Raw genomic sequence first — 25,335 nt, 5'->3', positions numbered from 1 at the left:
TTGCGATGTCGGAGCAATCGAGATCCGGCGTGAACATCACGCCCAGAAGGTCCCCGCCCATGCTGCGCAAACGGACGGTGATCATGCGGTTCGACTGCGCGCGCGTGCCGGACATGGCGCGGCGCAGCCCCTTCGGCGGCGGTGCCGACATCCGCTTTCGCTGCCATCAATGCGGCCATGTGAGCGGCCGCGCCTTCGGCCTGACGCCCAGCGCCATCGCGCGCGGCGTGCCCTGTCCGATCTGCAACGGATGAGAGAACGCGCGCCGCCGCGCCGGCTCGACGCGGCGGCGGCTTGCCCGGCCGGCTTCGCCGGGGCGAGGGCCCGCATTGCTAGGGCTGGTTCGCCGCCGCTTCGATGCCGGCGGCCTCGCCGTTGAGGACGGTGTCCTCCGGCTCCTCGGGAAGCGGCAGGCTCACCTTCAACGTATCGCCCGGCTCGACCGGGGTGGTTTCCGTGGCATCGATCTCGGCGATCTCGCCGTCGCTGGTGCGGACGATGACATAGCTCGGCTCGACGCGCAGCGCCCGGCTGCGCTCTATGTAGCGGTGCGGCGCCGAGACTCCGGCCTCATACAGCAATTGCTGCGCCGTCTTCATCTTCTGCAGCGTGTCGTCCAGCTTCGCCTGGGTGGTGCGCAGCTCCGCGGTCAGCTCGTTGGTACGCGTGTTCTTCAGGTCGATCATGGAGATGTCGGCGCGGCTGGCATCCTGCCGGACGCGCAGGAGCTCCGTCTCCAGCCGCAGCTTGTCGCCCTGGATCTGCGCGATGGTGCGCTCCAGCCCGAGCTGCCGCGAGGACACGGCATAGCCTTTCTCGACCAGGCCGGTGATCGCCTGCAATTCCTGGTTCACCAGCGCCATCTGCTTGTCCTGCGCCGCGATCTGGCCTTGCAGCGTCTGGGCTTCCTTCTCGAGGAACGACTTGAGCTGCACGAGGGCGTTGGTCTGCGCCACCAGGGCATCGCGGCGGCCGACGAAGATCTGCCGCTCCTGTCGTATCAGCAGGGCGATGGCCCGGTCCTCGGCCCGCTTGCCGACTTCCGCCGGGAAGGAAATATCCTCCAGGCCGTCGAGCTCGGATTGCAGGCGCCCGAGCCGGGCACGCAGCGCGTCGCGCTCCTGTCCCAGCAGGGCGAGCTCGCCCTGGCCGGCTATGACGTCGCGGCCCAGCCGGAGCAGGCCGGGATCGAGGGGGCGCTGGATGCCGCCGGCGATCGCGATCGCCTGCAGCACCGTGAGCTTCGGGCGATAGGGATAGGGCCCCGGCCGCATCACGTCGCCGGCGGCGTAGAACGGGCGGAACTCGGAGACCTCCACCGCCACGCGCGGGATCTCGGCCAAGCCCATGAGCTGCTGCAGGCCTTCGCCGATCTCGCGCCCGATCTCGGCGGAGGTGCGGCCGCTGGCCTCGACGGAGCCGATGAGGGGGACATCGAGCCGGCCCTCGGGGTTGACGGCGAATTCCCCCGCCATCGGGCTCCACTCGAAGATCTCGTCCCGCGTGGCCCGCCATTCCAGCACCTTGAGCCGGATCTTGTCCTGCGGCCCCAGCCGGTATTCGCCCGTCCCGGCGGCGGCCGGGGGAGTGGTCGGGGGATCGGTCGCCAGCGCGGCGCCGGCGGAGAGGAGAAGCAGCACGGCGGCAAGGCCGGCCGATCGCCACGCGGCGAGACGGGAGAGGTGGCCCGGCATGGGCCGGGAAGGGGGCGTCCGCGACGGCCGCGCCGAGGGTCCGCCTGCAGGATATCGCTTGGCCATCTCACTCAGCTCCCGCATCTCACTTCAATTCCAGGACGTATTCCGGCTCGACCCGCCCGGCGATCAGATGCCGGGCGCCGATCAGGTTGCCCTTGAGGCGGCCGCGCCGATCGACATGGGGTTCGGGAAACAGGCTCTTGGCCAGGTTGGCGGCGAGGTTGCGGAAAATGAGATCCGCGGCGAAGCCGACCGGCATGGTACCCTTGCGCACCAGATAGACCGGGTTCACCACCTGCGAATAACCCAGCCGCACGCCGTTCACGCGGCCGCTCTTTATCCCCAGGTGAACCCCCAGCAGCGACGCCAGCCGGACCACGCGGCCGTGCCGGCGCATCTGGGCGGTGAAGTCGATGTCTTCCTGCCAGCCGTACAGGGCGAGCTTCTCGTCGAAACGCACCGGGCCGATGACGCCCGCGCGGATCGACATGTTGCATCCATAGGCACCGGGATGATCGACCGGGGGATGATGGGGGGGAGGGGTGCGGGCCGCCTGCCGCAGGATGGCGAGGCCCTCCTCGAGGGAGCAGCCGGTATCGTGCGCGCCGTCGCGCAGCACGTCGCCCATCAGCACGGCAAAGTCGGCATGATGGGTGAAGGCGTGGACGACCTGTTCGAGATAGTCGCCGGCCGGCAGGAAATCGTCGTCGAAGAAGGTGATGACGTCGAAGCGGCCGAGCGCCTGCGCCAGGGCGCGGTTGCGCTGGGCGCACAGGCCGCGGCCGCCGAACACCATCGAGACCGGGTAGCGGCGGGGCGCCTCCTCCTCCTCGACATGGCTCGCATCCGGCGCGGTCACGAAAACATGGTCCGGCAGCCGGCTCTGCTCTTCGAGATGGGCGAGAAGGCGATGCGCCACCGCCTTGCGGCCCAGCGTCGGAATGACCACGGCAAGCTTCATGCGGTGCTCTCGCGATTGGCGCCCGTTCCCGGGCCGGCGACGTGGAGGCTCGGACGTGAAGGCTCAGACATGGAGGCTCCGATGTGGAGGCTCCGATGTCGAAGCCCGCCGGGCAGGATAGGCAGCGCCGCCGCCCGCATGGATGGCGTCAGGCGATGCCGCCGGTATCATTGCGGCGGAGCCTCGCCGCCCAAAGGGGCATCCCCTCTCGAAAGGCGTAGGCCGTGCCCCGCCGCCCGCCGCCGATGCAACGAAATTGCCGGCCCGGCGGCTGACTTCGTCCTTTCGCCGCCGGCGGCCGGATGGAAGGTTCCGGGCGGACGATGCAGGTCATCGGGACTCCCGGACGGATGGACGACCATGAGCGACGCAGCGGTCGACGACACGGTCTCGACATTGGCGCCAGGCCTCGCCGAGGCGACGCAGGCGGCCGGCCCCCGTGCCGTGCCGGCGCGCTCGGGGGGCGGCAGCATCGGCATCGTACACGACTGGTGCCCGTCCTTCCGCGGCGGCGAGCGCGTGCTGGCCGAGCTCTGCAAGATCACTGGCGGCGCCGACGTCTACACGCTGTTCGATTTCCTGCCGGCGGAGGTGAAGGACGAGTTCTTTCCCGACGTGGCCTTCCACACCTCGATCGCCGACCGGCTGCCGCTCGTGCACAAATATTACCGGTCGCTGTTCTTCCTCTGTCCCTTCCTCATCGAGCAGTTCGACCTGACCCGGCACGACGCGGTCGTCACCTCGTCGGCGGCCTTCGCCCGCGGCGTGCTGACCCGGCCCGACCAGCCGCATCTGTGCTACGTGCACAGTCCGGTGCGCTATGCCTGGGACGAGCAGTTCTCCTATTTGAGCGAGGGGCGGCTAGGCTATGGCCCGAAGGGTCTGCTGTTCCGGCACATGCTGCACAATCTGCGGATCTGGGACACCCGCACGGCGCACGGGCCGGACGTGATGCTGGCGAATTCCTGCTATGTGCGGGACCGCATCCGCCGCATCTACGGGCGCGAGGCGCAGGTGGTGCATCCTCCCGTCCCCATCGATCCGTCCGGCAGCGAATACGTGCCGAACAAGGACGATTACTATGTGACCGCGTCGTTTCTGGCGCCGTACAAGCGGACCGACCTGGTGATCCGCGCCTTCAACGAGATGCCGTCGCGGCGCCTGCTGGTGGTCGGCGACGGCCAGCAGGCGCGCTCCCTGCGCTCCCTGGCCACCGGCGCCAATATCGAATTCGCCGGCTACCTGCCGCGTCGCGACTATGTCGCCGCCGTCGGCCGGGCCCGGGCGCTGCTCTTCGCGGGCTGCGAGGATTTCGGCATCGCGATGGCCGAGGCCCAGGCCTACGGCACCCCGGTGATCGCCTTCGGGCGCGGCGGCGCGCGCGACATCGTGCAGCCGCTCGGCTCCGCCTGCGAGCCGACGGGGCTGCTCTTCCACCGGCAGACCGTCGAGGCGGTGCGGGCGGCGGTGGAGCAGTTCGAAAGCCATGAGCGCGAGATATCCCCGGCGGCCTGCTGGCTGAACGCCACCCGCTTCTCGCCGGAGCGCTTCCGGCTCCAGATCGACCAGGCCCTCGGGGAAGCCTTCGAGCGGGCGGGGGCCCTGCGGCGCTGAACGTGCCGCAGGCGGCGAGGCATCAGGCCGGCGCCGTCCGCTCCGCCCGGTGCGGCGAGGGGGCCGGTTGCCCGTCCGGCTCGAGCACGCCGTCCATCGCCGCCATCTCCCGCATATAGACGCGGGCGGATTCGTCCCACGAAAAACAGGCGGCACGGCGCTTTCCGGCGGCGATCAGCCGGGCACGCAGCCCGTTCTCCCGCTTCAGGCGTCCCAGCCGGTCCAGCCAGGCATCGGGATCGGCGGGCGACGCATAGAGCGCGGCGTGCCCGCATACTTCGGGCATGCTCGCCCGGTCCGACGTCACCACCGGGCAGCCGACCGCCATCGCCTCCAGCGGGGGAAGGCCGAAACCCTCGACGAAGGAGGGGAAGGCCAGGCACAGCGATTCCTGCAGCAGCGCGGTGAGCGCCTCGTCCGGCAGTCGCCCGAGCCAATGGACATTGCCCGCCGCGCGCGACAGGCCGTCATGGCGAAGGACGTGCGGATCGACATGGCCGACGATGGCGATGCGCAGGCCCTCGGCCGCCAGCCGGTCGGCGAGGCCGAGCAGCAGGGCCATGTTCTTGTGCGGCGCCGGGCTGCCGACGAGGACGATGGTGTCCGGCCCGGCGACCGCGCGGGTGGCGTCGCTGTGCCGCGCCCGCCACCGCAGCGCGTGCTCATGGCCGTTCGGGGCGACGACGATCCTGGAGGAGGCGCATAATCCGAAATAGGCCAGATCGTCGGCCGAATGGTGCGATACCGTCGCGATCCGCGCCGCCGACCGGCCGAGGAGCGGCACCATGATCCCTTGCAGGAGCCGGAACGGCAGCGAGTAGCTGGCGGGAAACCGGCGGGTGTTCAGGTCGTGGATGCAGACGATCTGCTCGCGGTGGCGGATCGGGCCGCTATTGCCCAGGCTGAGCAGGCCGCCCCGCAATTCCCACGGCAGCGTGAGCTGCTCCCAGAGATGGCCGGAGGCGGCGGGTCCGTGCGCCGGCCCGACATGGCGCAGCCGGATGGCCGACAGCTCCAGCGATGCCGTCGTGCCGGCGGGGACGACCAGCTCGACATCGAGCCCGCGCGCAAGCGGATCGCCCGCGACGATCCGGCGGTCCAGCGCCTGCACGATCTCGCTGGCGTAGCGCTGCACGCCGGTGATCTTCTGGGTCAGGAAGCGGCCATTGATGGCCCAGCGGCGCGAGACGGCCATGTTCGGGGCTCCGGGCCGCCGATGCTTCCCGGCCGGCCTTTCCGGCATTGTGCCGGCGGGCGGCGTGCGCCGGTGCGCAACGAAGGGGCGCGGGCATGGCCGAAGGTGGTACCGGCCGTCTTTCGGCGAGGCCCGCTGCCGCTTTTCGCGGGTCGCCTGGCTGAATGCGCCGGCGGGGCGGATGATCCGAACGGTGAGGATCGTGCCGGCAACGGGGCGCCTGGACCTCGATCCCAAGGCAGCGCAACGGCACGATCCATGTTCCGCCCCGACCGAGATCCGCACGACCGGCCGTTTCGGCCATCCCCCGCCGCCGCGACCCGCCGCTGGACCGTGAACGGCGATTTCACCACCCTCAATCCGACGGGCGTCGCGCGCTATGCGCGCGAGGTGACGCGGGCGCTGGATGCGCTCGTGGCCGAGCGGCATCCGCTGACGCAGGACCTCGCTCTAGAACTCGTGGTGCCGCGCCCGCCCGCGATGCCCTTGCCCCTGCAGGCCATCGCCCTCCGGGTCGTGCCGGAATATTCCCGGCCGAGGCTGCCGCAATTCTGGGTGCAGATGCAGCTGCCGAGGCAGGTAAGCGGCGGCCTGCTCAGCTTCTGCAATCTCGCGCCGGTCGCGGTGCGCCGGCAGGTCGCCTGCATCCACGATTTGCAGACCTTCAACTCGCCGCAGAGCTATTCGCGCGGCTTCCGGCTGGCGCATCGGGTGATCCTGCCGCTGCTCGGCCGGCGCGCCGCCGCCATCACCACCGTCTCCGAGCTGTCGCGCGACGAGCTGGTCCGCCATGGCGTCGCTCCGGCGGAGAAGATCGTCGTCACCTACAACGGCAGCGACCATGCGCTGAACTGGCGGCCGCAACGCTCCCGCCTCGACGTCGCGACGGCCCGGCCCTTCGTGCTGTGCCTGCTGCGCAACCAGGCGCACAAGAACCCGGAGCTGCTGCTGCGTCTCGCCCGCCCGCTGGAGGCGATCGGCGTGGACATGATGGTGATGGGCGAGCTCGATGCCGAGCTGGCGGCGCGTCTTGGCGGCATGGGCGCGCGCAACGTGCATGTCCTCGGCCGGATCAGCGACGACGATTTCGCCGCCGCGCTGTCGCGGGCGCTGTGCTTTCTCTTCCCGTCGCGGATGGAGGGCTTCGGCCTGCCGGCGGTGGAGGCGATGCGGTGGGGATGCCCGGTCATCGCCTCCAGCGCCCCATGCCTGCCCGAGATCTGCGGCGATGCCGCCCTGTTCGCCGATCCCGACGACGATGCCGGCTGGATCGCGGCGATCGGCCAGCTGCTCGCTTCGCCCGAACGGCGCCGGCTTCTGTCCGCGGCCGGCCGCGAGCGCGCCGAGATGTTCAGCTGGCGCCGCATCGCTCTCACCTATCTGACGCTGATGGCCGCTATCGACCGTCCCGGGTGAGCGGGCATCAGGTTCCCTCGGCGCGCGAGCCGCTGGCGGCCGCGCCGCGCGCGCGGATCTCGTTGCGCGCCCGGATGTCTTCGCGCAGCATCCGCCCGGCTCTTCCCGCCATCTCGACGACGAGGTCGATCTCGGCGGCGAGGGCGTGTCCGCTCCAGCGTATGGCGGCGATCCAGGCGATCACCGCGCCGATGCCGATGGCGATGCCCTCGGGAATGGAGAAGGCGAAGTCGAATCCGTTGAGCGCCACCGCCGCCGCCGGGACCGCGCCGCTCGCCGCGGCGGCCACCGCGCTCCGGCGCAGCGCCCTGGCGAGCTCGCCCAGCCTGAACGGCGCATAGAGCCGGATCAGGTAGAGCGACAGGCAGGCCTGGAGGCTCACGGTCGCCACCATGCCGAACGCCAGGCCGGTCAATCCCCATTGGGAGGCGAACAGGGCGAGGCTCACGCTGGTGACGAGCCCGAACAGCGCGGCGATCATCGCATGGCGGATGCCGCCCGCCGCCGCCAGCAGCGGATAGGCGAGGACCGTCGGGAAGCAGGCGAGCAGGCCGAGCGAGATGATCTGCACCAGCGGCACGATGCTGACCCACTGGCCGCCGAGCAGGATCAGCACGGCCGGATGCGCGAGGCACGCCAGCAGGAGCAGCGAGGGCCATTGCACGGCGGTGATGTAGGCCGTCGCCGTGAGATAGGCGCTCGCCAGGCTGCGGCCGGCCCGCGCTTCGTTGGCGAGAGCGGGGAGGGCGACCGGCATGAGCCCGTTGAGCAGGCATTTGTCGGGCAGCTGGCAGACCATGACCGCGCGGCTGAACAGGCCGACGGCGCCGAAATCCATGAGCCGGCCGATGATCAGCGAGGGCGCGAATTCCTGCAGCTTCCAGAACATGCCCGCCGCGCTGGAATAGCCGCCGAACGACAGCACCGCCCGCCATTCGGCGACGCTGGGCCGGAATATGCGCATGTCGCCATGGGACAACACGGCGAGGACCGCGGTCACGGTGGCCCCCGCCAATATGCCCCAGGCGAAGCTCATATAGCTGGCGCCCATCACCGCCAGCGATACCGTCACCAGGGCGATGCTGACGGCACTGGAGATGTTGATGATCGCCACCGCCTTGAACTGCATGTCCCGCCGCAGCAGCGCCAGCGGCGGCGCCGCGAAGGGGCCCATCAGCAGGCCGAAGGCGATGACGTGGAGATAGGCCGTCAGGCCCTCCTTCTCGTAGAAGCCGGCGATGGGCCCCGCCGCCGCCCACAGCGTGGCCGCGACCATGAGCGTCAGCATCAGCATCACGGTGAACGCCGTGCGCGACGCATGGCGGGTGGCCACCCGGGTCTGGACGAGGAAGCCGCTGGTGCCGAAATCCCTCAGGCACTCCGCAAATCCGATGGCGGCCGCGCCGATGACCGAATAGCCGAACTCCTCCGGCGTCAGCAGGCGGGCGAGCGTCGCGACCGTGACGAAGTTCAGCGTAAGGGCGACGTAGCGTTCGGTGACCGAAAAGAGCAGCGCCCGTCGAAGCCCGATCATGAAATCCTCGTTCCCGTCTCGTATGGCTGCGTGGACATCGGCGGCACGCCATGGCGGGCGGCGGATGCTGTCGGGAAAAGGCTAGCATTCCCGGATACAACGCCAGCGCGCATCGACTGCGGCGCCTGCCGTCCGAAGGGCGTAGCGCCGTCTCCTTGGAGACGCGGCATCGCCGGAAGGCTTAGGCCGCGTCACCCATGCGGCCGAGCGGGCCCCGCTGCCGCAGCCGCCGGTTCGCCCAGCCCATGATCGGCATTTCGAACCAGTGATAGGTGAGGCCGGCGAGCGTGACCGTCGCGCACCAGACGACGGCGAACAGAAGCAGTCGCGAGGAGAGGCCGAGACCGGTCTCGGCGGGGATCACGGCAGTGAACAGCACCCACAGCACCAGGGCGTGGTAGAGATAGCCGCCATAGGAGATCCGCCCCACCAGCACCACCGGCGGCCATGCGAGGAGGCGCAATTGCCGCGGCCTCGCCAGCGTCCACATGATGACGCTGATCCAGACGAGATCCAGCACCGAGTAGAGCACGACCTCGCGGCCCTGGCCCCAGAGTATGCCGGAGACGATGTTGCGCAGGATGTCGATGCCTTCGGCGCCCTTCGCGGCGTTGATGAGGGCGTAGGTGGCGACATAGGCCAGCATCGCCATGGCCGCCGCCGCCGAGAAGCGTCGCACCGCTTGCGGGTGCGCCCGCAGCCACGGCTCGTGGCAGGCGACCAGCGCGCCCATCAGGAAGGCGTCGAACTGGGTGAACGAGCTCGCATACACCCCGAAGGCGACGAAGCCCGGATCGGGCGAGATCCCGTAGAGCGCCCCCGACGTCAGGAGGCGGATCAGCGGGCCGGCGACGACCAGCGCGGTGGCGACGGCGAGGAACCGGCGGCGCGGCAGAAACAGGAACAGCAGCGGAAACACCAGATAGAACTGCTCCTCGACGCTGAGCGTCCAGAGCGGCCCGAACGGGCCGTCGGGAGCCGGCCAGAACCGGAAGATCGCCTGCCAGTTGAAGGTGAAGGTCAGGAGAAACGGAATGTTCCTCGTGGTCTCGGTTTGCCCGGCGAGCAGCAGCAGGCTGGAGCCCAGGCAGAGATACAGGAGATAGACCGGGACGATGCGGAAGAAGCGCCGATAGACGAAGGCCAGGTAGCGGCTGCCCCCGGACCCCTTGCCCGCCGCCGGGTCGTCCTGGACGAGCCGGCGCGTGATGACGAAGCCGGAGATGCAGTAGAACAGCCAGACGCCGGTCCAGCCGAACGGGGCGAGGCCGCAATGCTGCGCGATCACCATCGTCATGGCCAGCGCACGCAGGCCGTCGATCTCGTCGAGCCGCCGGTCGGCGGGAAGCGGCACCGCCCGGGCGGAGGTCATGCCGGTTGTCCTTCGGGGTGAGGCCAGGGGGAACGGACGGGCCGCCGGACGGGCGAGGGCCGCGCGTAGCGGTCGAGGTAGTGCCGGCAGCCGAGCACCGTCGCCAGCGAGATGAAGAACAGGACGCCGGGATCGGCGCTGCCGCCGCCGATGGTTGCCGCCAGCAGCAGGGTCAGGGCGGCGGCGCGCACGCCGTCATGGAGCGCGATCACCCGGCGGGCTTGCGAGCCGACGGGCGGGTCGCCCCACGCGCGCCGCCGTCCCGGCCAGGCGATGAGGCCCACCAGCAGGCCGAGCAGCACCGAGCCGATCAGCCCCAGTTGCGACAGCACCGCAATGACCCAGCTCGACGAGCGCGAGCTGCCGAGGCCGATTCCGAGCATGGAGGTGGTGAAGAAGGAATCGAGGCTGCGCTGGTTCCAATAGGCGCGCTCGACGCCGGAAGCCGAGGTCGACTTCTCGAAAATGGTCGCGCGCAGCAGCGTCTCCACCTTGGCGAAGGCCTCGTCGTCGACCAGCAGCATGGCGAGCACGACCGTCGCGGCGACGAGCGCCGCCCCCAGCCAGATCGCGTCGGTGCGCAGCGGGCGCCCGCGCAGCAGGGAGCGGGCCGCGGCCAGCAGGGCGGCGAGCATGAGCACGACGAGGCCGCCATAGGCGGTGCTCGACGTCGACAGCAGCGTCAGCGACAAAAGGAGGATGGTCAGCGCCAAAGCGCTGCGCGACCGCGAGGCCCTCCAATAGGTGAAGGAGAACGCCAGCCCCGCGAGCGCGGCCGCCCCGAAGGCCGATGCCTCCGGGTGAAGGCCGGCCACGCGCCAGAAGCCGGCATGCTCGGTCTCCGTGAGCAGGGCATAGCCCGCCGTGCGCAGCGGAAACAGGACGTCGCCGGCGCCCGCCATCTTGCCCGCGAGGTCGATGGCGCCGCTGGCGGCATTGAGCCCTATCCAGAAGAAGAAACCCTTGCCGATGGCGCGTAGCAGCAGGGCTTCGCCGCTGCCCGGCTCCCGGGAGGAGGGGGAGGCGCCCTTCGCCGGTGCCGCCGCCGATGCCGCCAGCAGCAGGAGGCTGAGGGCGAAGAAGGCACAGCCTCCCAGCACGAAATATCCGCTCTGCGCGATGTTGCCGGACACCGGCGCCAGCGGCACTTCCGACACCAGCCCGTCGACCGGCACGAAGGCTCCGGTCATGCCGGCGAACAGCCGGGGCAGGACGATCGCGGAGCCGGAGGCATAGACCAGCAGCGCCAGCACGATCCAGGCGACGGGACGGAGCCGGAACAGCCGCGCCAGATCGTCCACGAAGCGTCGCCGGGTGAGGACGGACACGATGAGCGCCAGCTCGAAGACCACGTAGATCAGCGGCGTGCCGAGCCCGCCCAGCGAGGCGATGGAGGTGCTGCCGAACGCGACGGAGGCGATCAGGGCGACGATCAGCGACGCCCCCCGCGTTCGCCCGGCAAACAGCAGCGCCAGGCAAATGGCCAGACCTATCAATATTGTCTGCACGATCTACATGACCTTGATTGTATTTTGCGTTTCCGCGATGCGTGTCGCGGGTATATGATAGGTGCAGGTCGAACGCCCGAGCGCGCAACATGACAAGGTTTATGCCGGAGTTATACGTATTTATAATCGGCGTTATTTCCGGGTTCGTTTTTCGCGCCTATTTGTTGGTCGTCTTGAGCGTATTGATTTTGCTGGGTGGATTTCTATTCGGCGTTGCCGATGGGCAGGGGGCCTTGGGAGGGTTCTGGTCCGGCCTGATCCTGATGGCCATCTATCAGCTGGCCTATCTCCTGGGCGCCATCGCCGACGCGCTGCTGCGGCACGACTAGCCGGGTGCCGGAAAGCCGGCTCCCGGCTCAGGAGGTCTGGTGCGACTTCAGCATCGCCGGAACCGTCCGCGCGATGATCTCCAGGTCTTTCAACAGCGACCAGTCGCTCACATAGGCGGCATCGAGGGCGACGCGCTCCGAATAGGCAAGCGTGCTGCGCCCGCTGACCTGCCAGAGGCCGGTCAGGCCCGGCCTGGCCTTGAGGTATTTCTCGGCTTCCGCGCCATAGAGATCGAGCTCGTCGACGACGATCGGGCGCGGGCCGACGCAGCTCATCTCGCCCCTCAGCACATTGAACAGCTGGGGGAGCTCGTCGAGGCTCGACAGGCGCAGCGCCCGGCCCAGCCAAGTGATGCGCGGATCGTTCCTGAGCTTGCGGGTCTGCTTCCATTCCTCCGCGGCATCGGCGTTCTCCGCGAGATGACGCGCGAGCACCTTGTCGCCGTCGGCGACCATGGTGCGGAACTTCAGGCATTCGAAGGCAAGGCCGCCGAAGCCGACGCGGACATGCCTGAAAATGACCGGGCCGCCCATCGTCATCCATATGAGCAGCGCGACCGCCAGCATCGGCAGGGCGAGCACCATAAGGCCGAGGAGGGCGAGGGAGACGTCGATCATCCGCTTCACCCGTCCTCCCGTGCAAGGGCACCCGCCCGCCTGGTCGGCGATCCGGGTGGCAGGCCGTCCGTCGGCGCCGGGCAGGTCGTGTTTTACGAGGGCAAGCGTGTCGAGGTTGATATGCGCGTCCATGATTCGCCAACCCTCCTGGCGAGAGGCGTTTCTTCTCGGATTGTACTGTCATGCAGGGACAATGCTCGACGGGATGTCGAGATGTCATGTCTATTGTTGTTTTTATTTCACGTAGTCAGTGAGTATTTCTTCGTTGTCCGAAGCTTCGATTTTACAATTATTATTTCAGGCGGAATCGGTATTTTCGTAAATAAGCTATTAAGGCGTAGGAGGCGGTGTTCCCATCGATCGGGCATGTCCTTTCGGCGCTGGCGGTGCCGGGCAGGTGCAGGGCGTCGTATCGGAAGGCGTGGGGCCTATCTTCCCTCGCCGGCGATGAAGGCCTGCACCGCCAGGAAGGCCGGCTTGGGCTCCGAGGGTTGCCAGCCGCCGCCCGGCCGCGGCGTGAGGCCGTGGAGGCCCATGAAGGCCTCGTAGCTGGGCGCCCAATAGGGCTCGTCGAACAACTCGTAGATATGGGCGGCCTCGACCTTGTAGGGGCCGCTCAGTTCGTCCAGCCGCTTCATCCAGTTCAGGAGGCCCTGGGTCTGTTCCTCCGCGCCGCGCTCGCTGCCATAGGGCTGGTTGAATTCGGTGACCCAGATCGGCTTGCCGAAGGTGGCGAGATGCTTGAAGGCCGGCTCGGGATCCTCGCCATACATGTGCCAGACGGAGATGTCCCAGCCGATGCCATCCTTGGCGAGCCGGTCGAAAAAGCCGAGATGGCCCCAGCCGGCGGTGCCGATGGCGCGGCGGGCCGACGGATTGCCCGCCCGCACGCCATCGGAGAGTCCGCGCAGCACCGCGGCCACCTTCAGGTAGCGCGGGCCGAAATAATCGAGCGGCCCGACGCCGCCGGCAATGCCCCACTCGCAGGGATATTGCGTGCCGTCGTCGCGCATCTCGCAGGGGCGGATCAGCGCGTAGTTTTCCATCTCGTTGCCGAGTTCCCATACCTCGACCCTGGAGCCGAAGCGCCGCGAGAAGGTCGAGGCGAGGGCGAAGGCCGCCTTGTACAGCTCCGTCGCGTCCTGCTCGTCGAACTTGGTCGGCGGAATGAGCACCGGCAGGATGGCGATGCCGCGCGTGCCGCCGGCCTCGACCAGCGCGGCGAGGCTGTCCATCTGTTCGGTCGAATAGACGTCCACGCGATAGGAGCGCATCCCCAGCTTCCCGACGAGATCCAGCTGCTCGTCGACGGTCACGCCCGAATAGGAAACGATGGGGTGCCCGTTCACGCCCCATTCGATCTTCGCCAGGCCCGGGCCTGCGAAGCCGAGGGAGAGGAAGACGGCCAGCAGCAGCCGATGAATTGAATCGGACGTGTACATACGCGGTCTCCATGCGCGCCGATCATGGAAACACGGTATGCGAGAGCCGGATCGGGGAAGACTATACTTGTGTGCCGTGTTCGGACGAACGCGCCGGAATCCGTCGTCACGCGGCGCGTCAAGACCGTCATTCGGCCATTCGGCCGCCGCCGCGACAGGGGCTAGTCGGGGTTGGCGGCCGGCCAGTCGAGGCTGGAATAGGCCCGCCAGGCATCGGTGATCATCGCCTCCAGCGAGGAGCGCGTCGGGGTCCAGCCGAGTTCGGCGGTGGCGCGGGCGCTTCCCGAGACCAGCTTGGCGGCATCTCCGCGCCGCCGCGGCCCGACCACCACCGGGATCGGGCGATTGGTGAGGCGGCGCGCCCGCTCGATCACCTCGCGCACCGAGAAACCCTGTCCGCTGCCCAGGCAGAAGATGCGGTTGCCGCGCCCGGCTTCCAGCCATTTGAGGCCGAGTAGGTGGGCATCCACCAGATCGCTGACATGGACGAAATCGCGGATGCAGGTGCCGTCCGGGGTCGGGTAGTCCTCGCCGAACACGGTCAGCGTCGGGCGCTCGCCGGAGGCGACCTCGAGGATGATCGGGATCAGGTGGGTTTCGGGATCGTGGAACTCCCCGCACTCGGCCTCGGGATCGGCGCCGGCGACGTTGAAGTAGCGGAAGATCACCGAACGCAGGCCATGCGCATTGCCGAAGTCCCGCAGCATGTCCTCTATGGCCCGCTTCGATGCGCCATAGGCGTTGATCGGGCTTTGCGGCGAATCCTCGTCGAGCAGCACGCCGTCCTGGTCGCCATAGGTGGCGCAGGTCGACGAGAAGATGAAGTCGAGGCATCCGGCGGCGGTGGCGGCCTCGATCAGCGTGAGCGAGGCATTCACATTGTCCCGCCAGTAGCGGCCGGGATCGCGCATCGCCTCGCCGACCTGGCTGAGGGCGGCGAAATGCATCACCGCCTCCGGCCGCCATCGCGCGAACACCTCGTCGAGCCGCGCGCGGTCGCGCAGGTCGCCTCTTTCGAAGGGGCCGTATCTGACGGCCTGCGCCCAGCCGGTGGTCAGGCTGTCGAAGGTTACCGGCCTGTACCCGGCGAGTTGCAGCGCCTTGCAGCAATGCGAGCCGATATATCCTGCGCCACCCGTGACCAGAACATTCTTCGTCATGGAAGATCCGCTGTCTCTAATCGTTAGATCTACGATTTTCTGGATTTAATACGCATATCGACTTGGATTTCTGTCGTTCTGCAATGGAAGGGCAGCGGAGGATCGCGTTCAATCGCGTATTATTGCTATCGAGGTGGAGAGCGGGTGCCGGCGCCTATCCGTCCGAAGCGTCCTTACGCCGTTCGGCCAATCGGGCGATGCCGGGCGCAATATCCGTCCGTGCCGTCCTGCGGCGCGCTTCCGGCGCGAGGGCGCAGCGCCCGATGCGAGGGAAGCGCCTCTTTCCGGCACGGCGGAAGGCTTGCGCGCCGCCACCGCGGAATCGCCGGTAGGGCCCGCATCGCATCCTTTCGCGGCGTGATCCTCTCCGAAAGAGGTAGCCCCTGCGCCGATTTCCGGCAGTGCCACGGCTCGCGGCACAAGGACAATCGGGCATCGGTCGGGGCATGCCATGCATTTGTCGAGGCACGACGCCTTTGCCGGAGGATCCTCTGCCACAGACAGGTTTCCCATGCCTGCATTCAATCGCGACGCCACGGTTCACGGTGCCTTTGCGCGACGTACCTTCGCCGCTCCCTTCGCCATCGCGATAGCCGAGGCCGGCGCCACCCACAGCTATGACGCCCTCGAGCGGCGATCCAACCGGCTGGCACGCTATCTGGAGGCGCGCGGCATCCGGCGCGGCGAGCGCGTCGCGCTGCTGACGCAGCGGTCGGCCGACACCGTCGTCGCCATGCTCGCCATTCTGAAGGTGGGCGCCGCCTTCGTGCCGCTCGATCCGGCCTATCCGCCGGCGCGCCTCGCCGGGATGCTGCACGACGCGGCGCCGGCGCTGGTGATCGGGCGCGCGGCGCTGGCACCGGATATCGCCGAGGCGGCGGTGGATCGCTTCGTCGAGCAGGCGAGCGCTCTCGCGGCGGCGGACGCGTTCCCGGCCGAGGCCCTGCCGGAGCGGGCCGAGGCCGGCGATCCCGCCTATGTGATGTACACGTCCGGCTCCACCGGGCGCCCCAAGGGCGTGGTGGTGCCGCATCGCGCCATCGTGCGGCTGGTCAGCGAGCAGAACTATGCGCGCTTCGCGCCGGACGAGGTGATCCTCCATCTCGCGCCGCTCGCCTTCGACGCCAGCACCTTCGAGATCTGGGGCGCGCTGCTCAACGGCGCCCGGCTCGCCGTGGTGCCGGGCGCCCAGCCTTCGCTGGACGACATCGTGGGAGCGGTCGCCGCCCATGGCGTCACGACCGCCTGGTTCACCGCGGGGCTGTTCCATCTGCTCGTCGACCAGCGGCTCGAAGGGTTGCGGCCGCTGCGCCAGATCCTGACCGGCGGCGACGTGGTGTCGCCCACCCATGTGCGGCGGGCGCGGCAGGCGCTGCCCGGCTGCCGCTTCGTCAACGGCTACGGCCCCACCGAGAACACCACCTTCTCGACCTGCCATCCGATCGAGACCGACGAGGACCGGCCGCTGCCGATCGGCCGGCCGATCGCCCACAGCACGGCGCATGTGCTCGACGAGGAACTGCGGCCGGTCGCCGCCGGCGAGACGGGGCAGCTCTGCGTCGGCGGCGAGGGGCTGGCCATCGGCTATCTCAATGCTCCCGAGCTGACGGCCGGGAAATTCCGCTTCGTGCCGTCGGTCGGCGAGCGCCTCTACCTCACCGGCGATGTCGCACGCTGCCGGCCCGACGGGGTGTACGAGTTCCTCGGCCGCATGGACCAGCAGGTGAAGATCGACGGCAAGCGGATCGAGATCGAGGAGATCGAGACCGCGCTGCGCAACGAGCCCGATGTCGCCGACGTGGCGGTGGTGGCGTGCGGCGACACCGCGGCGGGGAACAAGCGCCTGCTGGCCTTCATGAAGCCGGCGCCGCAGGCCTCGCATGAGGGGCTGGTCCGCACGATGGGCGAGAGGCTGCGCCGCGTGCTGCCCGCCTACATGGTGCCGTCGGGCTTTCATGTCGTCGACGCGCTGCCGCTGACGGCCAACGGCAAGATCGACCGGGCGCAGCTCGCGGCGCTGACCGTTACGGCGCCGCCGGTCGCGGCCTCGCTGGCGCCGGTGGCCGCGCCCGGAACGGGAATAGAGGCGACGGTGGCGCGGATCTGGGGCGAGGTGCTGGGCCTGTCCCATGTGCCGCGCGACGTCAGCTTCTTCGAACTCGGCGGCACCTCGCTGCGGCTGATGAGCCTGCATGCGCGGCTGGGCGGTCTCGGTTGGTCGCCGCTGACGCTGGTCGAACTGTTCGACCATCCGACCGTGGCGAGCCTCGCTGCCCGGCTGGAGGCCGGCTCGGCCTCCGATGCCCGGCTCGATGTCGAGGCGGCGGCGCGCGCCGGCTCGCGGCAGGCCGCGCTGCGGCGCCTGCGCGACACCCGGCTGGGGAGGGCGTCATGAACATGCACAGCTTCGATCCGGCGGCCGAGGACGCCCTGCGCGAACTGCTCGATCTCGGCGCCGTCGCCATCGTCGGCGTCGCCGGGCGGTTTCCCGGCGCCGGCTCGGTCGGGGAGTTCTGGGAGAACCTGCGGCGCGGCGTCGACGGCATCACCCATTTCGCGGCGAACGAGATCGACGACAGCTTCGGCGACGCGGTGCACCGGGACCCGAACTACGTGGCTGCCCGGCCGATCCTGCCGGATATCGACCGGTTCGACGCGCCGTTCTTCGGCATGCATGCGCGGGAGGCGGCGCTGACCGATCCCCAGCATCGCCTGCTGCTGGAGTGCGCCTGGGAGGGGCTCGAGGATGCCGGCCACGATCCGGCGGCCTTTTCCGGCGCCATCGGCGTGTTCGCCGGCTGCTCGCTCAACACCTATTTCCTGCGCCATGTCTGTGCCGACCGGCGGGTGATCGAGGGCTTCACCGACGAGTTCCAGGTGGGACAATATCCGCTGCTGGTCGGCGCGGGCCATGATTTCCTCGCCACCCGCATCGCCTACAAGCTCGGCCTGCACGGGCCCGCCATGACGGTGGCCAGCGCCTGCTCGACCTCGCTGCTGGCGGTGGCGCAGGCGGTGCAGAGCCTGCAGACCTTTCAATGCGACATGGCGCTGGCGGGCGGGGCGTCGATCTCGTTGCCGCAGCAGCGCGGCTACCTGCACCAGGCGGGAGGCATGGTATCGCCGGACGGTCGTTGCCGCCCCTTCGACGCGGCGGCCGGCGGCACGGTGTTCGGCAGCGGCGTCGCGCTGGTGGTGCTGCGGCGGCTGGAGGATGCTCTGGCCGATGGCGACCAGATCTATTCCGTCATTCGCGGCTGCGGCGTGAACAATGACGGCGCCGGCAAGGTGGGCTTCACCTCGCCGAGCCCGGAATGGCAGGCCCGTGCCATCGCTGCCGCGCATCAGCAGGCCGGCATCACCGCCGACACCGTCGGCTATGTGGAGGCACACGGTACCGCCACGCCGCTCGGCGATCCGATCGAGTTTTCCGGCCTCACCAAGGCATTCCGCGCCACCACCGACCGCAGCGGCTACTGCGCCCTCGGCTCGGTCAAGGCGAATGTCGGCCATCTCGATGCCGCCGCCGGCGCGACCGGCCTGATCAAGACGGCGCTGGTGCTGCGCAACGGGGAAATCCCGCCGCTGCTGCATTTCGAGCGGCCCAATCCCGAGATCGACCTCGGCTCCAGCCCGTTCCTCGTCCACCGGGAGGCGACGGCCTGGCCGGCAGGCGACGCGCCGCGACGCACCGGCACCAGCGCCTTCGGCGTCGGCGGCACCAATGTGCATGTGGTGATGGAGGAGGCACCCCGGCCCCGCGCCCGCGCGGATTGCGAAGGGCGGGCCTTCGTGTTCCCGCTCTCGGCGCGCAGCGAGGCGGCGCTGGCACAGGCGAGGGCGGCGCTGGCCGACCATGTCGCGAACAGGCCCGAGCTGCGCCTGGACGACATCGCCCACACGCTGCAGCAGGGCCGGCGCGCCTTCGACCATCGCGCCGCCGTCGTCGCCCGCTCGCGCGAGGAGCTCGCGCAGAAGCTGCGCGGCGAGGCGAATGGCGGCAAGGCCGGCGACACGCGGCCCGTCGTCTTCATGTTCCCCGGGCAGGGATCGCAGAGCTGGAACATGGGCCGGGGCCTCTACGATACCGAGCCGCTGTTCCGCGAGCTGGTCGATCGCGGCGCCGCCTGCGTGCACGAGGTCACCGGCACCGACATCCGCGACCTCTTGTTCGCGGCGGTGGAGCCGGGCGACCCGAACCCGCTCGATGCCACGGTCAATACCCAGCCGGCGCTGTTCCTCATCCAGTATGCGACCGCGCGGCTGCTGATGAGCTGGGGGATCCAGCCCGACGCCATGGTCGGCCACAGCCTCGGCGAGCTGGTGAGCGCGGTGCTCGCCGGCGTCTACAGCTTCGAGGATGCCGCCCGTGCCATCGCCGAGCGTGGCCGGCTCATCTATGCCCAGCCGCCCGGCGTCATGCTCTCTGTACGGCTGGCGGTGGAGGAGCTCGAGCCGCTGCTGCCAGAGGGAGCCGCCATCGCGGCGGCGAACGGCCCGCGGCAGACGGTCGCTTCCGGCCGTGCCGAGGCGATGGACGCGCTGCAGGCGATACTGGAAGGGCAGGGCATCGCCTTCCAGAGGCTCAGGACCAGCCACGCCTTCCATTCGCCGATGATGGAGCCGGTGATGGAGCCGCTGGTCCGGTGGTTCGCCGCCATGCCGGCCCGCGCACCCGAGATCCCCTATGTCTCGTGCGTGACCGGCAGCTGGGTCGACACCACCCGACCGGTCGCCGCGGAATATTGGGGACGCCAGTGCCGCGCGCCGGTGATGTTCGCCCGCGCGCTGGAGACCGTCGCCGGGCTCGGCCAGCCCGTTCTCGTCGAGATCGGGGCTGGCCGCGTGCTGACCACCTTCGCGCGGCAGACGCTCGCCAAGGACGGTTACGCCGCGCTGCTCACCAGCTTCGGTGCCGCCGGCGAGGAAGCCACCACGCTGCGCGAGCTCGTCGCCGCGCTATGGAGCCGTGGCGTGCCGCCGGATTGGGCGGCCGTGACCGGGCCGGGGTGCCGCCGGGTCTCGCTGCCGACCTACCGCTTCCAGCGCGAGCGGCACTGGGTGGAGCCGCCGGCCCCCGCCATCGCCGCGTCGTCGCCGCCGACATCGCAGGAGGCGCCGCCGAGCGCCGTCCCCCAACACATCAACGATCCTCAGGACGGAAACCTCCCCATGGCCGATACCCCCGCGCCGCTTAGTGCCGATACCAGCCGGGCCACCGAGGTGGAGGGCGAGCTGATCGCCGTTCTCGAGGATCTGTCCGGGGAGAAGATCGCCGCCTCGGAACGCCATGCCTCCTTCCTGGAGCTCGGCTTCGACTCGCTGTTCCTCGCCCAGGTGGCGACGCGGGTGCAGCAGACCTTCAAGGTGCCGGTCACGTTCCGGCAATTGCTTGCCGACCTTCCGACCATCGCCGATCTGGCGCGCCATGTTGCGTCCAGTATGCCGGTCCCGACCCCGGCATCCGCGCCAGCCGCGGCGATGGCGGTACCCGCCGCCGCACCGTCAACACCGCTCCCCGCAGCCGATCCCCTGCCGGCTCAGGTAGCCCCGCCCGCGCCACGCGCGTCGGGCATCGGTGCGGCGGCGGGAGCAACCGAGGTGGCCGACCTGTTCCGTCTCCAGCTCGACGCCATGCAGCAGGTGATCAACCAGCAGATCGCCGCGATGCAGGCGGCTGCTCCCGCGAGCGCCGCGACGCCGCTGGCGCCCCCGGTCGTCGCAGCATCGATCGCCGCAGCACCGGTCGCCGCATCCCCGGCGCCCGCCGCGACCCAGCCGGCGCCCCCGGCCCCGGAGGCCGAGGAAGGGCAGCCGATGCGCTTCCAGGTCTATCGCGCGGCGAAGGCGGCGCCGGCGGCGCTGACCAATGCCCAGACGGACTTCATCGCCGACCTGTCGGAGCGCTTCGGCCGGCGCGCCGCCGGCTCCAAGGCCTATACCCAGCAGCATCGCGCGGGGCTGGCCGATCCGCGCGCGGCGGCCGGCTTCCGCGCCGAGTGGAAGGAACTCGTCTTCCCCATCGTCTGCGCGCGCTCCAAGGGCCCGCGCATCTGGGACGTCGACGGCAACGAATATGTCGACCTCGTCAACGGCTATGGGCAGACCGCCTTCGGCCACGCGCCCGACTTCGTGCTGGAGGCGGTCGCCCGGCAGATGGCGGAGGGCTTCGCCATCGGCCCGCAATCGCCGCTCGCCGGCGAGGTCGCCGATCTCGTGCGCGAGCTCACCGGCAATGAGCGCGTGACCTTCTGCAACACCGGCTCGGAAGCGGTGATGGCGGCGATGCGCGTCGCGCGCACCGTCACCGGCCGTAACCGGGTGGTGCTGTTCGCCGGCGGCTATCACGGGCAGTTCGACGAGGTGCTGGTGAAGGGCGGCAGCCTGACCGCGCCGCCGCGCGCGCTGCCCGTGGCGCCGGGCATCCCCACCGGCTCGGTCGGCAACATGGTGGTGCTGCCCTATGCCAATCCCGACAGCGTCTCCTGGATCCGCGCCAATGCCGACTCCATCGCGGCGGTGATCACCGAGCCGGTGCAGAGCCGGCATCCCGGCCTGGTGCCGGTCGATTTCCTGCGCGAGCTGCGCGAGATCACCGAGGCCTCCGGCACCGCCTTCGTGCTCGACGAGGTGGTGACCGGCTTCCGCACCCATCCCGGCGGCATGCAGGCGGTGCTCGGCATCCGCGCCGACATGGCGACCTATGGCAAGGTGGTCGGCGGCGGCCTGCCCATCGGCATACTGGCCGGCTCCGCGCGCTTCATGGATGCGCTCGACGGCGGCCAGTGGCGCTATGGCGACGCCTCGGTCCCGGAGATCGCGCCGACCTTCTTCGCCGGCACCTTCGTGCGCCATCCGCTGGCGCTGGCGGCCGCGCGCGCCGTCCTCCTGCATCTGCGCGAGGCCGGGCCGGCGCTGCAGCAGGGGCTTGCCCAGAAGACCGCCGCGCTGGTCGGGCGGATCAATGCCGATCTGGAACGGCGCGGCATCGCCACCCGGGCGGAAACCTACAGCAGCTGGTTCTACCTGAACTTCCACGAGGAAGACCGCTTCGGCTCGCTGTTCTTCCCCCATGCCCGCTCGATCGGCCTGCACATCCAGGACGGCTTCCCGAAATTCCTCACCACCACGCATGGCGAGGCGGAGATCGCCGAGATCGAGCGCGTCTTCACCGCGAGCCTCGATGCGCTGCAATCGGTCGGCATCCTGCCCGGCAAGGGCCGGCCGGACGACGCCGTACGCCCGGCCGCGGCCGCGCCCGCTGCTCCCGCCGCGCCGGCGCCCGAGCCGCTGCCGGAGCGGATCGCGCCGACCGAGCCGCAGCGCGAGATCTGGCTCGCCGCGCAGGCCGGCGACGCCGCCTCCTGCGCCTTCAATGAATCGGTAAGCCTGCGCTTCGGGGGCGCGCTGGACGCCGATCGCCTCGAACGCGCCCTGCAGGCGGTGGTGGCGCGTCACGATGCCCTGCGCGGCCGCTTTGAGGCGAGCGGCGAGCACTTCATCGTCGACGACGAGCTCGCCGTGCCGCTGCATCGGCTCGACGCCAGCGCCGCCGCGGCTCCCGAGGCCGAGCTGGCGGGGATCCTCGCCGACGACGCGGCGACGCCGTTCGATCTCGTCGCCGGCCCGCTGGTGCGGGCGCAACTGGTGAAGCTGGCGCCGGACGCGCAGGTGCTGGTGCTGACCGCGCATCACATCGTCTGCGACGGCTGGTCGATGAACATCATTCTCGACGAGCTCGCCCGCCACTACACGCATGGCGACAGGCCGGGCGCGCCCGACCTGCCGGCGCCGATGCCGTTCCGGCGCTATGCCGTGCAGCAGGCGGCGCCGAGCGGCGGCCGCGAGGACAACAGGTCCTACTGGCTCCGCCGCTTCGACACGCTGCCGCCGGATGCCGAGCTGCCCTCGGACCGCCCGCGCGCGGCCATGAAGAGCTTCAACGGCGACACCTATCGCACCGCCATCGATGCCGATCTTTACCGTGCCGCCAAGAAGGCCGGCGCCCGGCAGGGAGCGACGCTGTTCACCACCCTCGCCAGCGCGTTCCAGATCGTCATGTGGCGGCTGACCGGCGAGGCGGACCAGGTGGCCGCCATTCCCACTGCCGGCCAGAGCCTCGTGGACGAGGGGCCGCTGGTGGGACACTGCGTCAACTTCCTGCCGTTGCGCACCCTTGTCGGTGGCGCCGTGCCGGCGCGCGAGCTGCTGGCATCGGTGCAGAAGGCGATGCTGGAGCTCAACGAGCACCAGGACTTCACCTTCGGCACGCTGGTGCGCGAGCTGCGCCTGCCCCGCAATCCCTCGCGGCTGCCGCTGACCCAGGTGCAGTTCAACCTGGAGCGGCTGGGCGACGCGCTGAAATTCGGCGAGCTCGAGGCCCGCGTCGTCCCCAACGCCAAGGCCTTCACCAATTTCGACATCTTCCTGAACGTCATCGAGGGGCCGGACGGGCTGCGGCTCGATTGCGACTACAATACCGACCTGTTCGACGAGCCGACCATCGCCCGCTGGCTGTCGCATTTCGAGCAGGTGCTGCGCGCGCTGGTGGAGGATGCGGCACGCCCGGTGCGCGACCTGCCGATCCTCGATGCCGACAGTCTCCATTGGCTTGCCCAGACGCTCAATGCCGGCCGGCGCGACGATATCGACCTGCGGCCGCTGCCGGAGCTGTTCCGGGCACAGGCGGCGCGCACGCCCGATGCCACAGCGGTGCGCTGGCACGAGCGCGCGCTGTCCTATGCCGAGCTCGACCGGGCCTCCGACATGCTGGCCGAACGGCTGCAACGGCTGGTGCGGAAGGCCGGCGGCCGGGTCGGCCTCCTGGTGAAGCGCTCGCCCGACCTCGTGGCCGGCCTGCTCGCCATCATGAAGGCGGGCCATGCCTTCGTGCCGCTCGATCCCGAACATCCCGAGGCACGGCTGCGGCTGATCGCCGACAAGGCCGGGCTCGACGCCCTGCTCAGCGACGATGTCCGGGCGGCGGAACTGGTGCCGGGCCTGCCGTCGATCGACCTGTCGGTCGCGGTGCCGGTGGACGAGGCGGAGATCGGCGCGTTCCCGCCGATCTGGCCGCAGGACAGCGCCTATGTGATCTTCACCTCCGGCTCGACCGGCACGCCCAAGGGCGTGGAGATCAGCCACGAGGCGCTGGCCAACGTGCTGTGGTCCTTCGCCGAGCGTCCCGGCTTCACCGCCGGGCAGACGCTGCTGGCAGTGACCACCGTGTCCTTCGACATCGCCATCCTCGAACTGTTCCTGCCGCTCGTCACCGGCGGCACGGTGCTGATCGCCGACCGCGAGCAGGTGAGGGGAGGCTTCGGCCTGAAGGCGCTGATCGACGCCGAGCGGCCGAGCCATATCCAGGCGACGCCCTCGCTGTGGCGCATGCTGCTGGAGGCCGGCTTCCGGCCCTATGACGGCCTGACCATGCTCTGCGGCGGCGAGCCGCTGCCGCGCGACCTCGCCGAGCAGCTGGCGGGGGGCGACGGGGAGCTCTGGAACGTCTACGGGCCGACCGAGACCACCATCTGGTCCAGCGCCGGCCGGATCGCCCGGGGCGAGGGGGCCATCACCATCGGCGAGCCGGTGCTCAACACGCAGCTGCATGTCGTCGATGCGAGCGGCCAGGTGGCGCCGGTCGGCGTCGCCGGCGAGCTGGTGATCGGCGGCCTGGGCCTCGCCAAGGGCTATTTCGGCGAGCCGGTGCTCACCGCCGCGGCCTTCCGCGCCGGGAGCCCGGCAGGTGGCCTGCCGGCGACCTTCTATCACACCGGCGATCTCGCCCGGCGGCTGCCGGACGGGCGCATCCAGCATCTCGGCCGCCGCGACCTGCAGATCAAGCTGAGAGGCTTCCGCATCGAGCTGGAGGACATCGAGAGCGCCGCCCGCAACTGCCGGGGCGTCGCGGCGGCGGCGGTCGCCCTCGCCGGCGAAGGGGTGAGCGCGCGGCTGGTCGGCTACTATGTCGAGCAGCCGGGCGAGACGGTGCCGGTCGGCGACCTGCAGCAGCATATGAGCCAGTCGGTACCGGACTATATGCGGCCGGCGCTGTGGATGCGGCTCGACGCCCTGCCGCTCACGCCGAATGCCAAGCTCGACCGCAAGGCGCTGCCCAGACCGGAAGCGGGCGGGGCAGCGGAGCGGGCCGTGCTGAAGCCCCGCAACGCCACCGAGCAGACGCTGGCCGAGATCTGGGCCGAGGTGCTGCAGACCGAGGATATCGGCATCGAGGACAATCTCTTCACCCTCGGTGCCGACTCGATCCAGGTGTTCCGCATCGCGGCGCGCATGCTCGGCAAGGGGCTGGGGCTGGAAGCCCGGCACCTGATGCTGCATCCCACCATCGCCGGGCTCGCGGAAGTCGCCGAGGAGATCGCGCGCAGCGGCGTGGTGTCGGCGGCCCCGCCCAAGCTCAGCAGCTTCCGCCGCAACGCCGCGCACGCGGCCCCCGACGTCAGCTGAGGGGGCCGCCGTGGAGACAAAGGCC

At 69.9% G+C, this 25,335-nt stretch carries 15 protein-coding genes; 6 read left to right on the top strand and 9 right to left on the bottom strand.

Going from position 1 to position 25,335, the window contains the following annotated elements; translation table 11 throughout:
* Positions 1 to 29: 29 nt before the first annotated feature.
* Complete coding sequence (locus KHC19_RS07410; protein ID WP_213351695.1) at positions 30 to 254, top strand: hypothetical protein; 225 nt, start codon at positions 30 to 32, stop codon at positions 252 to 254.
* Positions 255 to 332: 78 nt separating this feature from the next.
* On the opposite strand, the gene KHC19_RS07405 is transcribed toward KHC19_RS07410, so the two are convergent.
* Positions 333 to 1,640 carry a polysaccharide biosynthesis/export family protein gene (locus KHC19_RS07405; RefSeq protein WP_213351694.1) on the bottom strand — a complete coding sequence of 436 codons (1,308 nt, stop codon included), beginning with the start codon at positions 1,638 to 1,640 and terminating at the stop codon, positions 333 to 335.
* 139 nt (positions 1,641 to 1,779) lie between these two features.
* A complete protein-coding gene (locus KHC19_RS07400; RefSeq protein ID WP_213351693.1) occupies positions 1,780 to 2,658 on the bottom strand; it encodes a glycosyltransferase family 2 protein in 879 nt (292 codons plus the stop codon).
* A gap of 360 nt (positions 2,659 to 3,018) precedes the next feature.
* On the opposite strand from KHC19_RS07400, the gene KHC19_RS07395 reads away from it, so the two are divergent.
* A complete protein-coding gene (locus KHC19_RS07395; RefSeq protein WP_213351692.1) occupies positions 3,019 to 4,272 on the top strand; it encodes a glycosyltransferase in 1,254 nt (417 codons plus the stop codon).
* A gap of 22 nt (positions 4,273 to 4,294) precedes the next feature.
* Here KHC19_RS07395 and KHC19_RS07390 read toward each other — a convergent pair whose 3' ends face one another.
* Positions 4,295 to 5,467, bottom strand: coding sequence for a glycosyltransferase family 4 protein (locus tag KHC19_RS07390; RefSeq protein WP_213351691.1), 1,173 nt, complete (start codon positions 5,465 to 5,467; stop codon positions 4,295 to 4,297).
* Between the two features lie 258 nt (positions 5,468 to 5,725).
* Here KHC19_RS07390 and KHC19_RS07385 point away from each other — a divergent pair, with 258 nt between their 5' ends.
* Positions 5,726 to 6,883 (top strand): glycosyltransferase family 4 protein, encoded by a 1,158-nt coding sequence (locus KHC19_RS07385; protein WP_213351690.1) that lies wholly within the window; start codon positions 5,726 to 5,728, stop codon positions 6,881 to 6,883.
* Between the two features lie 7 nt (positions 6,884 to 6,890).
* On the opposite strand, the gene KHC19_RS07380 is transcribed toward KHC19_RS07385, so the two are convergent.
* The 3 genes from KHC19_RS07380 to KHC19_RS26315 form a co-directional block, all read right to left on the bottom strand.
* Positions 6,891 to 8,417, bottom strand: a complete 1,527-nt coding sequence (locus KHC19_RS07380) for a lipopolysaccharide biosynthesis protein (RefSeq protein ID WP_213351689.1) — start codon at positions 8,415 to 8,417, stop codon at positions 6,891 to 6,893.
* Between the two features lie 181 nt (positions 8,418 to 8,598).
* Positions 8,599 to 9,789, bottom strand: a complete 1,191-nt coding sequence (locus KHC19_RS07375; RefSeq protein ID WP_213351688.1) for an acyltransferase family protein — start codon at positions 9,787 to 9,789, stop codon at positions 8,599 to 8,601.
* Positions 9,786 to 11,297 (bottom strand): O-antigen ligase family protein, encoded by a 1,512-nt coding sequence (locus KHC19_RS26315; RefSeq protein ID WP_213351687.1) that lies wholly within the window; start codon positions 11,295 to 11,297, stop codon positions 9,786 to 9,788. Before KHC19_RS26315 ends, KHC19_RS07375 begins: the two co-directional genes overlap by 4 nt.
* A gap of 89 nt (positions 11,298 to 11,386) precedes the next feature.
* On the opposite strand from KHC19_RS26315, the gene KHC19_RS07365 reads away from it, so the two are divergent.
* Entirely contained in the window at positions 11,387 to 11,626 is a 240-nt protein-coding gene (locus KHC19_RS07365; RefSeq protein WP_213351686.1) for a hypothetical protein, read from the top strand.
* Between the two features lie 27 nt (positions 11,627 to 11,653).
* Here the strand turns inward: KHC19_RS07365 and KHC19_RS07360 are convergent, their stop codons facing one another.
* The 3 genes from KHC19_RS07360 to galE all read right to left on the bottom strand — a co-directional run bounded on the left by KHC19_RS07360 (position 11,654) and on the right by galE (position 14,846).
* The gene (locus KHC19_RS07360; RefSeq protein WP_213351770.1) at positions 11,654 to 12,244 is read right to left on the bottom strand and encodes a sugar transferase; all 591 of its coding nucleotides are present in this window, start codon (positions 12,242 to 12,244) and stop codon (positions 11,654 to 11,656) included.
* Positions 12,245 to 12,672: 428 nt separating this feature from the next.
* Positions 12,673 to 13,686, bottom strand: a complete 1,014-nt coding sequence (locus tag KHC19_RS07355) for a glycosyl hydrolase (RefSeq protein ID WP_213351685.1) — start codon at positions 13,684 to 13,686, stop codon at positions 12,673 to 12,675.
* A 161-nt stretch (positions 13,687 to 13,847) separates the two neighbouring features.
* Positions 13,848 to 14,846, bottom strand: coding sequence for a UDP-glucose 4-epimerase GalE (gene galE, locus KHC19_RS07350; RefSeq protein WP_213351684.1), 999 nt, complete (start codon positions 14,844 to 14,846; stop codon positions 13,848 to 13,850).
* A gap of 511 nt (positions 14,847 to 15,357) precedes the next feature.
* Here galE and KHC19_RS07345 point away from each other — a divergent pair.
* Both KHC19_RS07345 and KHC19_RS07340 read left to right on the top strand, forming a co-directional pair.
* The gene (locus tag KHC19_RS07345; protein ID WP_213351683.1) at positions 15,358 to 17,241 is read left to right on the top strand and encodes a non-ribosomal peptide synthetase; all 1,884 of its coding nucleotides are present in this window, start codon (positions 15,358 to 15,360) and stop codon (positions 17,239 to 17,241) included.
* Positions 17,238 to 25,310, top strand: a complete 8,073-nt coding sequence (locus tag KHC19_RS07340; protein ID WP_213351682.1) for a non-ribosomal peptide synthetase/type I polyketide synthase — start codon at positions 17,238 to 17,240, stop codon at positions 25,308 to 25,310. The genes KHC19_RS07345 and KHC19_RS07340 overlap by 4 nt, the downstream gene beginning before the upstream one ends.
* The last annotated feature ends 25 nt before the right edge of the window (positions 25,311 to 25,335 follow it).

The organism is Ancylobacter oerskovii (genome assembly GCF_018390555.1).
Taxonomy (GTDB): Bacteria; Pseudomonadota; Alphaproteobacteria; order Rhizobiales; family Xanthobacteraceae; genus Ancylobacter; species Ancylobacter oerskovii.
This window is presented reverse-complemented; position numbering and strand designations above follow the sequence as displayed.